This window comes from Oceanicoccus sp. KOV_DT_Chl, from assembly GCF_900120175.1.
GTDB lineage: Bacteria > Pseudomonadota > Gammaproteobacteria > Pseudomonadales > Dasaniaceae > Oceanicoccus.
Genome location: NZ_FQLF01000001.1, coordinates 483,288 through 496,837, shown reverse-complemented (window position 1 = coordinate 496,837; position 13,550 = coordinate 483,288). Strand labels below are relative to the sequence as shown.

Sequence of the window (13,550 nt, the reverse complement as noted above, 5' to 3'; positions counted from 1 at the left end):
TTCATTGATTGTGGTAACGGCTTCTTAGGCACGGGCGTTGTTACATTAAGATTTTCGAATTCGGTTTTCATGGATAACAATACTTGGGGCTAACGATAGAAATGCATAAGCAACAGAGTCAGCAGCAGTTTTACCACTAATAAAAATTACCACTTCACTCTATAAGCAACTACCTTATAGTATTTAAAGCAGTTTACTGACAACAAGTACCCTCATGAAAAAGACACGCGAAACCGTTTTAATTACAGGCGCCTGGTCGGGCATCGGCAAGGGATTGGCTTTAGTCTCTGCTCAGCATAACTACGATGTGATACTGGTTGCCCGTAGCGCCGATAAACTCGAGGCGCTCGCCGCTCAACTGTCTCACGAATACACCATTGAAGTGACTGTACGCCCCTGCGATCTAGCCGCTCCGGGCAGCGTGAAATTTCTTTGCGAGGGTTTGATCGCCGAAGGTAAACAGATCGACATACTGGTGAATTGTGCCGGCACGCTGGAGCATGGCGCCTTTGTGAACATGTCTGCCGATGATCACCAGCGTATACTCCAACTCAATGTGGCCGCACACACCGCCATGCTGTCGTATTTACTCCCCCCTATGGTGGCACGCGGCGCAGGCAAAATACTTAATGTTGCTTCACTTGGCGCCTGCCAACCACTTCCTAGTGTTGCTGTCTATGCTGCCAGTAAAGCGTATGTGCTTTCGCTGTCTGAAGCCCTTATGGAAGAAGTCAGAGGCAGTGGCGTCACCGTCACTGTGCTCTGCCCGGGCTTAACTGCGACCGGGATGATGTCAGGGGCCAAGCAAAAAAATAGAAACTTACGCAGCATACCCAATTGGGTAGTGGGCGATCCCAATGCGGTGGCCCGCCAGGCGTTTCGGGCCTGCTTGAAAGGCGATGCCATCGTAATCCCCGGGGTCAGAAACCACCTAACGAGTATATTCTCGCGCGCCACGCCCAAGTGGCTGGTCAGGCGAGTGGTGGGCATCCTTGGGCGCGCAACATTGCCGCGGGCATGAGCACTTGTGTTCGCGCAGCATAATACCCACAATGCCAGCCACGTTAGGCAACACACCCAACCCTATAGAAAATTATATGAACGACATGGGTTCACTGACAACGTCAGTCACAACAAACTAAAGCAATAACGTACCAATACCATTCTGATCGATAACAAGAGCGCCCTACAATGCCAAGCAATGTCGTCATAGAAGCCATAGCCTATGAATTACCGCCTCACATTATTACCTCCTTAAGTCTTGAAGAGCAGATCGCTGCCAATTTAGAAAAATTTGGTATCCCGTTGGGCAACCTTGAACGACTCACCGGTATATCGGAAAGGCGCTTCTGGGACCCGGGTACAGCGCCAAGCGATGTGGCCACACAAGCGGCACGCAAAGTCATTGAAGAATCCGGTATTGATCCTGCAGACATTGGCTGCATCATTAATACCTCAGTGAGCAAGGATTACATTGAACCGTCCATCGCCTGCCTGGTGCATGGCAATCTCGGGCTATCACCGCACTGTAGAAATTTTGACATAGGCAACGCCTGCCTGGGATTTGTTGACGGCATCAACAATATCATGATGATGCTGGAAGCCGGACAGATAAAGTATGGACTGGTGGTTAACGGCGAAAGCGCACGCGACCCAGTAGAACCCACCATCGAATTATTGCAGGACCCCAATCTAACCATGGAAGGTTTCAGGGATAATTTTGCCACGCTGACACTAGGCTCCGGGGCAGTTGCCATGCTCCTGACCCACAAAGATAATTCAAATTCCGGGCATATTATTAATGGCTCAGTAAGCCTTGCCGCCACTCAGTACAATCGTTTGTGCCTTGGCCAAAGAGACAGCATGATCACCCAACCCCATGAACTATTAGTCGCTGGCGTTGAACTAGCCACCGACGCATGGGAGCTATGCAAACAAACGCTGGCTAACTGGAGTGATGAATCCATTGATATTTATATACCGCACCAAGTGAGTATTCCGCATATCAAGTTACTCGGCAAAACTTTGGGGCTGTCACGTGAGAAAATTTTTCTCAATGTTGAAACCATGGGGAATATTGGACCAGCGGCACTACCCATTACTCTGAAAATGGCAGAAGAAGCTGGCAGGCTGAGCGCTGGTGACCATGTCGCCTTATTGGGCATTGGCAGCGGCTTGAATTGCACTGGTATGAGTGTCACCTGGTAATAATAATCGCCAACCTCTGTCGGCTTTATCACCTCTACAGAAAAGTAATAAAAGGCAAAAATAAATTTAAAGAGCAGTTACAATTTTTTCCGCCGTAAAAACGTTAACGGTATTTGATTAAGCCGGTTGTAATCCGCAACCGGCTTTTTTGTGCACTGCTTTTGGTGTTTGAGACTCAGAATTAAGTGCAGCCTTAAAAATTAGCAATTATGCAGGTGCTGTTTTCCCCTGTTAGTTATTAATACGGCAAAACCTAAAGACGCGACAGCAGTTCACTTTTCTTAGTATTAAACTCATCTTCAGTTAATGCATTAGCGTCACGCAACTGCGCTAACTTTTCAATTAAACTGATAATTTCCTGCGAATTAGCCGGGCTCTGGTTATTCACTGACGAAGTATTTGCAGGGGCTTGCCGCTGGGGCTCAGGTGCAGGGCTAGGAGCTGGCTCGGCAAAATTAGTTTGTGGTGCCGGCGCAAGACCGGGGCCAGAAATTAATGGCAGGCTACTCACCGCAATCGTGCCAAACTGGCTACTAAACGTCAGTGAGGTATTACCGCCCTGCTGCTGACTAACACCTCCAATATTATTATTCAGCGTATCGTACACCGACACCTGGCCATTCAACTCAATAGCTAAACGATTCGGAAACACCGCATAGCGAATATTATTTTGCGAGCCACTACTGGATGGACTACCTAAATTTCCCGGCCACCACTGCGAACTACCGGGCGTGCCAGCGGGTATCACAGGAAACATCTGGTTATTGGCCAGCGCATTCGCCAATTCATTACACAGATTATCAACAGTGGCTTTCAACCCATTATTAAACATATCCCCCACCATCGTCATACCACCACGCATCCACTGCCCCGAGCCACCCAGTTCCGGGCAGTTAAACTGCGCCATTGAACAACCACCGTTGTTAACAGCAACCAGCATATGAATGACAGCACCTTGGCTGAGCCTATAACGAGACGCTATCTCGTTAACAATATTGTTGCCCACTGCAGTTAAATTTTGCATAAACACACCTTTTGATAAATTTTGAAAAACAGAAATAGAAGTTTTTAGAACGACAGCAGAGGGTTCTGAGTACATACAACAAGACAGGTAAACTAGATCGATTGCAGTTATCCACCACGATAACAGAGATAGGGGTTAACAAGATATAGCCTTTAAAAAATATAAATTTACCCACGATTTAATGGGCTAAACACCCGCTCTTTTCAAGGCGGTCACAGGGAGTACCCAAACGCTTTTCGGGGTAAACTCAGCGCAGCGAATAATTCAGGGCTACTCACTCTCGTCATTCCCGACTTGATCGGGGATCACTTCAACTTATCTGGGGTGTTTCTGATTTATTCCTGACAATAGCAATATAATCAAACATTAAACCTATGGCAGACCAAACTTTTTAGGCGCCACATATTCTAATAAGTCCTTACCATTATCATCAATAAGAATATCCAGCCCAAGCTCAGGGTAAAGATAGTGGTTCACGCTCTCATTAGCAGCCTCCGTAAAAGGCGCAACCCCAAAACGCTGTTCAATCATCTCCCGATCAAGCCTGGCGGTTGGCGCAAAAGTAATACTCCGAATAAGCAATTGCTGAACGCTTGCTAATTGCTGCTCAGCAAGCTGAAATTTTTTCGTGCCGTTATCCAGCATCTCACCACTGGCAGCCCCGTCTATCAATGACGTCAGCAACGCATCGTCAACATCAACCACCAGTATTAACTTTCCTTGCAGCTGACCAGCCATAAAGTCGCGATAAAAAATCTCCAACGCACCCACCTGCTTATGCTTGGCTAGAATAGCCAACTCAAAATCACGATTGATAACCGTAGTCGCATCCGCCAACGTACTAACCCCCAGCGTGATACCAAACACGCGACTGCTCCCATCCCTTAACTCTATCTGCCACGGCAAGCCATGTTGAGTAGCCACGGTATCGACGACAGGTTCAACAGCGGAGGGAAGTTGCAGAAAATAAATAGCCGCACCGACAGCGAACAAAATAACAAAAAACAATGTTTTTTTCATAGCGTAATAATGCTTGAATTTAGTATTTAAAGGGGTCAGAGCCCTTTATTGCTCGGTATTACCTACTCGCCTTTAAACAGATAAGCATCGCTATACGCCAGACTATCACCGTTATCAAGCAGCGTACCGTTGGGCAACTCCTTAGTGCGTGCACTGATTTCTAACATAGCCTGCCCTAGCTCTTTTGAGCTGGTAACCAACTTGCCGGGGCGTAGCAAAGCTTCAGTAATATGATGGCCAACATGCGTTGTTTCATTGACTGGTCGTATATAAGCCGAGCGGTAACTAAATGTGCGCAAGCCTGTACCCTCGGCCATTGCTGCCACATCCCGTTCGGTTTTGCGCTTGTCATGCGCCCAGGGCGCGTTGCTGTCTTCAGTGCCCATGCCAGCAATAAAATGATACGCCATCGGGGAATAAATGTTGCCTGCCGCTCTGCGCGCGGATAACCAAGCCTTCACAAAAGCAGCGGGGAAATCCACATGAATCAACGTATAAGTGGCTTCATCGACTTGTAGGGAAGACGTGCCCAGCGCCCAGAGCACCGTGCTAACTTCACCGAGTTCACTACCGAGTTGGGAATAATCAGTAAAGTCTTGATGCATGATCACCTGGACTTTATCGCTGGCTTCGGCAGTAGCAATATAATCTGTTGACCGGCGGGTAACGACATACACTTTTTCGACTTCAGCATCCTCAATAGCCGCTTTTAATAAGCCGCCACCGGCAGAACCTGAAGCACCAAACACCATAACTACGCGATTGGCGCCAGCATCTCTTTCAGCGTTGACTGCGGGATCTAAAGACCCCTGAGTTGCTGCCCCCCACACATTAAAGCCAACTATCAAAGCAATAAATACTGTGAGCATAATAACCGCCAATTTTATAATCATGAGATAACCATGTGGCCTATAAATTAAAGGGGTCAGAGCCCTTTTAATTCGAAACGGATAAACTTTCAAGTGAGTAAAGGGCTCTGACCCCTTTAATTAATCAAATTATATATTTTAAAATGCCTCAATTGATACTTATTCCCCAACAAACGCCACTACCACTTCCGCCAATTTCTCTCCCTGATCCTCTTGCAAAAAATGACCGCCATTAACAATAATGGTATGCGCCTGGCCATTGGTACCGGGTATCAATGCCTGCATCAGCTTGGCACCTCCGGCTGTGATGGGGTCAGAATCACTAAATGCAGTTAAAAAAGGTTTATGCCATTGTTTCAGAGTTTCCCAAGCGGCACGGTTTTTTTCTGCTGCGGGATCGTCGGATGTAACGGGTACTAACAAGGGAAATTGGCGAGCGCCCTCTTTATAAGTTTCATCCGGATAGGGAGCATCGTAGGCATCGATAACAGCTTGAGAAAGCTCAGTCACTGTTCCGCCTTTAATAATGCCTCCCGCTGGAAATTCTGGCACGTCTTGGGAGAATTTTTTCCAGTTTGAAAAAGCTTCCCGGGATCGTGATCGCCAGTGGGTAACATGGTATTGGCCGCCACCACTCGGTCAAAGAGCTCAACGTTTTCAGCCACTAAACGCAGGCCAATCAAACCACCCCAATCTTGACAGACCAGAGTGATGTGGTTGAGGCCCAACTGATCGAGTAATGACTGTATCCAATCGACATGGCGCTGGTAGCTATAGTCGCTGCGTGACGCAGGCTTATCGGAACGACCAAAACCGATCAGGTCCGGGGCAATTACCCGGTGTCCGGCGGCAACAAGAATGGGGATCATTTTGCGATAGAGATAACACCAGGAGGGTTCGCCATGCATTAATAACAACGGGGCAGCGCTAGCAGGCCCCTCATCAAGATAGTGCAGGCGCAGTTCACCGCCTTCGGTATCATCAACCATCAGATAATGTGGCTCAAAAGCATAGTCAGGCAGGTTTTCAAAACAGTGGTCCGGGGTGCGGTGAAAATCCATGGAAGACTCCTGTTACTTGGGTTGTTTCAAAGTTGCCGGGGCGTATCAAGGAACACCGATAATATACTAGCCTTCAATACAATATTTTAAGGGTTAATTTAAGGGCTCTGACCCCTTTATTATAAGGGGTCAGAGCCCTTTATTAAATATAACGTGGATAATTGATTATGGGGTAGACGATTATTCAAACGAGCCAGCCCCTTTAATTCCCACTTTTTGATGACGGTTTTTAAAACAATCACATCGCCTCAGCCATTTCCGCTTTACGAATTAACTGTACCAACTCGGTACGATAGCCATAAAGATCCTTGCCTTTATTGTCTTGCGCCATCGTCAGCGCATCTTGATAAGTCCACTGGCCAATATGTTTATCACCCTTCAGTAATTGCGCAAAGCCGCTACCGAAGTGGCAAATTGTGCTTCGCGGGTTAAGGCTTGAGTGCTTTTCGCATTCCTTGCAATCGGCTGGCTGATTAATTGCGACTTATCCTGGCTGGGTAGCTTATAACGCAGTTTCAAGAACCCATATTCCTCACCATTCGCCTCAGATTTATCAGCCGCTTGATAGCGTGATGGCGAATAAACACCACTGTCACTCCCTACTGGAGTGATTTCATAAATGGCCGTTACCGAATGACCAGCGCCAATATCACCGGCATCTACCGCATCATTATTAAAGTCTTGTTCAGCCAGTGCCCGCGTTTCATAACCAATCAGGCGATACTCAGCAACAGTAGCCGGATTAAACTCCAGCTGAATTTTCACATCTTTAGCAATCGGAAATAACGTAGACGTGGCTTCATGCACTAATACCTTTTGTGCTTCGCTTAAGGTATCAATATAAGCAGCAACACCATTGCCGTTTTGTGCCAGCGCCTGCATGATATCGTCATGATAGTTCCCCTGACCAAAACCGAGCACAGATAAATAAATACCTGATTCACGTTTACGCTCTACAAACCCTTTTAGCTCCTCACGATTATTAATACCCACATTAAAGTCACCATCCGTCGCCAGAATAATCCGGTTAACCCCATCTTCCACAAACTGGCTTTCGGCTAATTGATAAGCCAGCTGGATGCCTTCAGCACCGGCCGTTGAGCCACCGGCACTGAGTTGATTCATCGCCGCCAGTATTTTCTGTTTGTCTTTTACCGCCGTGGGTTCTAAAACAGTCCCCGCCGCCCCCGCATACACCACAATGCTAACCGTATCTTCAGGCTGCAATTGGCTGAGCAATAACCCCATCGATTGTTTCACCAACGGTAATTTGTCCGCGCTGTTCATCGAGCCCGACACATCCAACAAAAACACCAGATTAGACCGTGGCTGCGGGCCAGTTAACTCATAACCCTGAATACCAATATGAATCAACTTATTGCCCGCTTTCCAGGGCGAATCAATCACCGTCAACGACGTACTGAATGGCTGGTCATCACTGCCGGGCAAGGGATAGTCATAAGAGAAATAATTAATCATCTCCTCCGCCGTACCGCCGCCTTTTGTGGCAGCACGCCCTGATTCAATTGTCGACGCACAAAACTGTAAGAACTGGTATCCACATCAATAGAAAAAGTGGATACCGGCTCCTCACTAACGCGCTTCACCGGGTTAGCGTCAATCGTTTCAAACTGATCACGGCCCACATCCTGATAACCTTTAGGGGCAACACATCAGCTGTAGGCAGCACAAACCCATTGCTTAGTCGCTCAACAGAGGCTTGCGGGGCCACGCGCGCAGCAGAGGCAAACTCGGCCGCTACACGCTCACGCTTGGCTGCCGTAACTACAACTTCCTCAATAGCAAATGACTGCGGCTGGGTTTTAGCGATTGGCGATAATGCCGGCTCACTCCTGGCTAGGTCCTTTACGGCATCATCCAGCATAAAGTTATCTGGATCTGGCATCTGATAAGCCAGTGAAACCGCCAAGACCAGCAGCGCAGCGCTAGACAAGCCAGCATAAACCCAACGAGATGATGTGTTTTCGACATGTGTAGTATTCATAGTTTTGCTCCCAACAGTGCTTGTGTTGGGAGTAAGACGATGCACCTCGGCAGATCCTTGGGCGGTGGCCGACTTTTCTTTATCAACATGAGCTTTCTCAGCCTGAGTCTGATCCGCATCGTGATCAACACCCGCCTCATCAAAGGCCTGCATAGCCGCCGCCAGCGCCTTGGCCTTTGCCGCAGGGTCAGGCGTAGCGTCGGTTTGCTTGAATAAATCTTTTAAATCATCATCGTTCATACGCCACCCTCCAGCTGAGAATTGGCCTGTAATCGTTTGCGCACTTCATGTAAGCGCCATGACACCGTAGATTCCTTTACCTCCAGAATGACTGCCGCCTCCGCATGGGTAAGCCCTTCCCCCATCACCAGCGTCACCGCCGCCCGAAACCCCTCCCCCATACTGTCGACCAGCGTTAATACCTGACGCAGTAATACGGCGGGCTCCGCCTCGCTGCTAACCGACAATTCCGGAGGATCCTCTAGCGTTAACGGCTTTTGGGTTTTGACAAAATCCTTGGCACAGTTAATCACCAGCCGATAAAGCCAGCTAGAAAACGCCGACTCAAAGCGAAACTGGCCTATCGACCGACCCAGCTTGATACAGGCCAGCTGCGTAACATCCTCGGCATCACTGCGGTTACCACAAAACTTACTCGCCACCCCGAACATTAGCCCATAGTACTCCTCGACCACCCGAGCGAAGGCCTCGCGGTCACCGCGCTGAGCACGTCTAATGAAGTCGTCGTTATCGGCTGTCATGGATTGCCATGTTCATAGTTATTGCTGCTTTGTTATTATTAAGACGATGGTGGTGGCTGGATCCTTGGTGACTAAGAAAAAATTTTATATTGCCAAGTGTATTGGCTATAGCAAGCAATCGACCGATACCACCGCATCATGCCATGCACAATACACACCGGACAATTTAACTCGTCGTCCCCGACTCTCACCTCCGCAGTCATCCCCGACTCCCCCCTTCAAAGTCATCCCCGACTCCGATCGGGACAAAAGCACGCAGTGCGTTGAACGCACGAAGGTGCGGCCCTTTAGGGTGAGTTAGCGAATCATCCAGAACTACAAGGTGCAAAACCCTTAATTTTTTCTGCGCTTAATTAAAAACGCCCCACTCATCACTCCGTAGCTCTGGATTTCCGATCAAGCCGGCAATGACTAATAAAAACTCAGTCTCTATCCGGGTTCTACTCGTTTCGTACTGCTATTTTAAACCAAGCATTTATCCCGGACACTCGTGCGATCAAGCCCTATAAATATAATTGTAACGACCGCGACTACACACCAAAAATTTATTCAGTAAAAAACACTCTTTAGCCGTCAGGTCAGAAGGTGCCACCGATTTCATGACATTGATATTGCGTTTATCCTTCTTCAAATACCGATACATCGTTTCAAACCGCTGGGTAAAATCTATATCCTGGGCGCGCAAATCATAAAAAATATATTCGAAATTCCCATAGTGTAAAGTAGCACCGGCCAATCCAATCTCAATCATCTTATTCAAATAATGCTCATATGCTTTAACTAAGTAACTATCCACATCACCCTTATCAAAAGCAGGCAATTGCATCCTGTTATCAGCGTCAAGTACACCAGCGCCTAAGGATTCATTGCGCTGATTACCTAAAAAGTGATATTGCTTTTTGTTGCAGCTAATTACTGCTTTGTGGAAACTGCAGTCGCTAAGACCATCATGGTTATCCGCAGCACTGTGCGAACGAGCAATTACGGGGGGCGTAGTTTTTTTAGTCGGAATTTTTATTGTTAGCCCTAATTTTCTCGCGTAGGGCTTCAGTAATAACGATTGTGTTAAGGCCGTATTGTTTTGGAATTGATTAAAGCTGGGCAAGCTGGATCCTATGCCACTAGCTTGGATTTCACAATATAACTGCTCGTTATAGGTTTTTGCCATTGAAAAGCAAAACTGACTGGTACTGCTGTCAGCTGAAGAAACACTGAACATGAATATCAAAAATAGAACTGACCGCGGTAGCATATTTACATCGACTCACAGGTATAAGGAACGAAACAGCCCTCAGACCTTAACCGAAAATACCAAGCAGCAAAAGCGATGCTAAAAAACCATCAGCAGTAACATGAATAACAAAGCGGCAATAAAAAAGGGGCAACACATCAGTGTTGCCCCTTTTTTAAGTAAGTATGACTTACTTTTTATACATCAAGCCTGGCGACGACGCTGGATAAACAAGCCCGCTAAACCAAGCCCCAATAAGGCTATGGTACCTGGCTCAGGTACTTGCGCGATTGTTACGTTATCAATACCCCAACCATCGTTTTCGTAAGTGCCATTATCGAAGATCAGTGTTGCACCCGTAATCAACTGGTCAGATATGAAAGAGGCATAGAGCAAATTGCCATTGGCCAGATCGCTATTCAATTGCTCAATATAGGTACTACCGTCATCAAAGATCAACCTCAGAGAGGCGCCCTGATCGTTAGCGTCTGAAAGATAGAAACCAAAGGCATTAGCAGCGAGAGTGCCGCCAATCGCCCAAGTCACGCTGTCGGCATCATTACTATCAAGCCAGCGCGAGCCGTAGCTAGTCTGACGACCAAACTCACCGGTACTGCTGTCTTCCAGCATCAACTTGGAAGATTGTACATCATCCCGCCAGCACCCACCTCTGGAGCGGTCATCGAAAACGTCCCAACGCTGGTCTGAAAAGAATCAGCGGCATCAAGCCAACGACTTTGATCGTTCGAACCGTAATTAGAACCGATACTGCCAGAAGCAGTCAGGCTGCCGTCGAAAGTTTCAGTAATATAAGCCGTGCTGAGGTTGAAAAAATCCTGTTCCGCCTGGGCAGCATTAGCCGCGCCGTACGCTACGCTGGAGATGATACCAGCATGAACTGGGGAGGCTAGAATCGCTGCAACGGTAAGGCCCATCGCTGGCACTAATGCTTTCATTTTCATAATCCTATTACTTCTTTTATCCGATAGATTTAATGTAATACATCCCAATAAGCATTTGGCGTGCCAATAAAAAAATATCGATTTACAACAAAGGCTTAGAGAGAAATTTAATGCGATTAATAGAAAACCTGTATATTAATCCGACACACTTTGCTTGACTGCAGCGTGAAAATTACCGCTAGCTGCCCTCAGCCCACATAACATAGTCACTTAGGGGCAGAAATTTCAAAACCCGAATGTCTAATTTGTCGACGGTACACCCGGGCTACCTGATCTAGCGCCCCAGTACTCTTACCCGCAACCCACTGATAAGAATAAAAAGTGGTGGCAATAGTTGCCAATTGTTATTTGCTTATCAGTCGTTGGTGAGACAAGCGGGGTATTTGTAAAAAGGGTCAACCCCTTTGATTCGGGTGTTAACTATTAGAACAGGCCCCGGAACCTTTTTATAACTGGCCCCGGCACCTTTCATCTAAACAAACAAATAGTGAATTAACCAACAAACTAGTAATCAAACGCCGGCAGCAATATCGTATGTAATCTCATGCTCATCTCCGGCACTATGATCACTGCTAGGCTTAGGGGTGTTCTTCCCTCTTCTGGCCGCTTCACGAGCACTCTGTACAGCAGGCAATAACATCGCCTGACCGCCGCGAGTAGTTTGAATCTTTTGCTCACTCGCTGGCTGCTCGGCAGTGGCTCTGGATTCGCCCTTAATGTCGCCCAGCTTCATAAAAGCAGCGCTGTGTGCTGTAACAGTAAAAGCCAACGTTGCTGATAATAAACAAGTTTTTACAAGTAATGATGCTGAATTTTTCATGATTTAGCCCTTTTAAAGTGTTTATGTACTAACTCTGTCGAAGGCTGGCAATGAACGGTTCAAATTAATTATCAAAAATAGTATCTAACATGTAAAAGGGGTCAGAGCCCTTTAATTGACCCCTTTGAGTCAACAGTAGTCATTTAAAACAACATCCGATAATAATCGACAAACGTATAGTCAGCATCGCATCTATCGAGGTTTATCCATGATTATCAATGGCCTTCTCACCCTTGCCTGCCTGCTTATTCCTATTGGAGCTGAAGCAGGCAACCAACAAAATGAACAAGCCTATCAACAAGGTCGTATCAGTTCTGATGGTATTGGCAAATATTATATGGGTCGTGAGATCTCCCATGTCATGGGCCACTTAGGCGCAGGTTGGTTAGAACGACCAAGCCGCGAACAAGAAGAACGAACGGATTTATTATTAAGCAACATGGGCTTAAAACCAACCGATGTCGTGGTCGACTTGGGCGCAGGCACTGGTTATTTCAGCTTCCCGATGGCAACCCAAGTACCCCAGGGAAAAGTATTGGCTGTAGACATCCAAGGTGAAATGCTCGACATTATTGAACAGCGCAAAGCAACCCAAAACATCAGTAATATAGAAACCATAATCGCTACAGAAACCCAACCCAATATTCCTCACGACTCAACTGATATCGTTTTAATGGTTGATGCCTACCATGAATTTTCTTATCCAAAAGAAGTCATGCAAGGTGTCGTCACCGGATTAAAACCGGGGGGCCGGGTCGCGCTAGTCGAATATCGAGGTGAAGACCGAAACGTACCGATAAAACGGCTGCATAAGATGACCGAAAAACAGGCAAAAAAAGAAATGCAGGCAGTAGGTTTAACGTGGATAAAAACAGATAACTATTTACCGCAACAACATGTGATGATTTTTCAGAAACCCTACGCTCCTCTCAACAAATAACCCTTGCTATACGCAAGACGTTCACCGCTATCAAGCAGGGGCCGTTTGCTAACTCCTTAGTGCGCGTACTGATTTCTAACATAGCCTGCCCCACTTTATTGAGCTGGTGAACATTTTCCGGGACGTAGTAATGCTTCGGTATATGTTAAAAAAATAATCCCACCGGCATCTTTATTGCCGAAAAGGACTCCGCCCCATTATTTAAAACAGTTTAGATGAGGGAATGCACGATGTAAGGTCCGGCCCCGTTTTTATTTTTGAACCATTTTAGATAGGCTTACGACACAGAACTATCGAAACAAGATGTTCAACATTAAAATGGATATCAAAATGAAAATGAAAATCTTTAAAGCCAGTGTGGTTGTCGTAATGATTAGCGCAAGCTGTTATGTTTCTGCGGCAAGATTTGATGATACGGATATTGTTCATGTGGTGAAAAATACCGCCAAGACTCCAGAAAAACTTGTAAAACCAAAAACGCCTGTGCCAAAACCTACGCTGATCCTGCCAGCTGTTCAGGCCTCGAAGGTAGGTGATAGTCAGGTTGAAAGCACACATAAACCAAGTGCTGGTGCCACCGGACAAAGCCGCCGCCGAGGGACTGTAGTGGTTGAAGATATACGCTGATCCGTCACCGAGGACAGGCGCC

General features: G+C 46.9%; 15 protein-coding genes and 1 pseudogene. 4 read left to right on the top strand and 12 right to left on the bottom strand.

Annotated features, from left to right (window positions below; translation table 11 throughout):
* Nucleotides 1-214 precede the first annotated feature (214 nt).
* Both UNITIG_RS02260 and UNITIG_RS02255 read left to right on the top strand, forming a co-directional pair.
* Nucleotides 215-1,021, top strand: coding sequence for an SDR family oxidoreductase (locus UNITIG_RS02260; protein ID WP_101756913.1), 807 nt, complete (start codon nucleotides 215-217; stop codon nucleotides 1,019-1,021).
* A 170-nt stretch (nucleotides 1,022-1,191) separates the two neighbouring features.
* On the top strand, nucleotides 1,192-2,208 hold the full coding sequence (locus UNITIG_RS02255; protein ID WP_101756912.1) for a 3-oxoacyl-ACP synthase III: 1,017 nt from the start codon (nucleotides 1,192-1,194) through the stop codon (nucleotides 2,206-2,208).
* Nucleotides 2,209-2,461: 253 nt separating this feature from the next.
* On the opposite strand, the gene UNITIG_RS02250 is transcribed toward UNITIG_RS02255, so the two are convergent.
* The 12 genes and pseudogenes from UNITIG_RS02250 to UNITIG_RS02200 form a co-directional block, all read right to left on the bottom strand.
* The gene (locus UNITIG_RS02250; RefSeq protein ID WP_101757153.1) at nucleotides 2,462-3,232 is read right to left on the bottom strand and encodes an SHOCT domain-containing protein; all 771 of its coding nucleotides are present in this window, start codon (nucleotides 3,230-3,232) and stop codon (nucleotides 2,462-2,464) included.
* Between the two features lie 372 nt (nucleotides 3,233-3,604).
* Nucleotides 3,605-4,252, bottom strand: a complete 648-nt coding sequence (locus UNITIG_RS02245; protein WP_101756911.1) for a hypothetical protein — start codon at nucleotides 4,250-4,252, stop codon at nucleotides 3,605-3,607.
* Between the two features lie 62 nt (nucleotides 4,253-4,314).
* A complete protein-coding gene (locus UNITIG_RS02240) occupies nucleotides 4,315-5,145 on the bottom strand; it encodes a hypothetical protein (protein ID WP_101756910.1) in 831 nt (276 codons plus the stop codon).
* A gap of 135 nt (nucleotides 5,146-5,280) precedes the next feature.
* Nucleotides 5,281-5,631 carry a hypothetical protein gene (locus UNITIG_RS23910; protein WP_235015210.1) on the bottom strand — a complete coding sequence of 117 codons (351 nt, stop codon included), beginning with the start codon at nucleotides 5,629-5,631 and terminating at the stop codon, nucleotides 5,281-5,283.
* Entirely contained in the window at nucleotides 5,628-6,182 is a 555-nt protein-coding gene (locus tag UNITIG_RS23905; RefSeq protein ID WP_235015209.1) for a haloalkane dehalogenase, read from the bottom strand. Before UNITIG_RS23905 ends, UNITIG_RS23910 begins: the two co-directional genes overlap by 4 nt.
* A 238-nt stretch (nucleotides 6,183-6,420) precedes the next feature.
* Nucleotides 6,421-7,789 (bottom strand): annotated as a pseudogene (locus UNITIG_RS02230) (von Willebrand factor type A domain-containing protein).
* A complete protein-coding gene (locus UNITIG_RS02225) occupies nucleotides 7,786-8,427 on the bottom strand; it encodes a hypothetical protein (protein WP_101756909.1) in 642 nt (213 codons plus the stop codon). The pseudogene UNITIG_RS02230 and the gene UNITIG_RS02225 overlap by 4 nt, the downstream one beginning before the upstream one ends.
* Entirely contained in the window at nucleotides 8,424-8,948 is a 525-nt protein-coding gene (locus tag UNITIG_RS02220; protein WP_101756908.1) for an RNA polymerase sigma factor, read from the bottom strand. Before UNITIG_RS02220 ends, UNITIG_RS02225 begins: the two co-directional genes overlap by 4 nt.
* 496 nt (nucleotides 8,949-9,444) lie before the next feature.
* Nucleotides 9,445-10,116, bottom strand: coding sequence for a hypothetical protein (locus UNITIG_RS02215; protein ID WP_101756907.1), 672 nt, complete (start codon nucleotides 10,114-10,116; stop codon nucleotides 9,445-9,447).
* A gap of 267 nt (nucleotides 10,117-10,383) precedes the next feature.
* Complete coding sequence (locus tag UNITIG_RS02210; RefSeq protein ID WP_101756906.1) at nucleotides 10,384-10,809, bottom strand: PEP-CTERM sorting domain-containing protein; 426 nt, start codon at nucleotides 10,807-10,809, stop codon at nucleotides 10,384-10,386.
* Complete coding sequence (locus UNITIG_RS02205) at nucleotides 10,809-11,141, bottom strand: hypothetical protein (RefSeq protein ID WP_145999058.1); 333 nt, start codon at nucleotides 11,139-11,141, stop codon at nucleotides 10,809-10,811. Before UNITIG_RS02205 ends, UNITIG_RS02210 begins: the two co-directional genes overlap by 1 nt.
* A 511-nt stretch (nucleotides 11,142-11,652) precedes the next feature.
* Nucleotides 11,653-11,961, bottom strand: coding sequence for a hypothetical protein (locus UNITIG_RS02200; protein WP_101756904.1), 309 nt, complete (start codon nucleotides 11,959-11,961; stop codon nucleotides 11,653-11,655).
* A 208-nt stretch (nucleotides 11,962-12,169) separates the two neighbouring features.
* On the opposite strand from UNITIG_RS02200, the gene UNITIG_RS02195 reads away from it, so the two are divergent.
* Complete coding sequence (locus tag UNITIG_RS02195) at nucleotides 12,170-12,901, top strand: class I SAM-dependent methyltransferase (RefSeq protein WP_101756903.1); 732 nt, start codon at nucleotides 12,170-12,172, stop codon at nucleotides 12,899-12,901.
* A gap of 330 nt (nucleotides 12,902-13,231) precedes the next feature.
* Nucleotides 13,232-13,528, top strand: a complete 297-nt coding sequence (locus tag UNITIG_RS02190; RefSeq protein ID WP_145999057.1) for a hypothetical protein — start codon at nucleotides 13,232-13,234, stop codon at nucleotides 13,526-13,528.
* Nucleotides 13,529-13,550 lie beyond the last annotated feature (22 nt).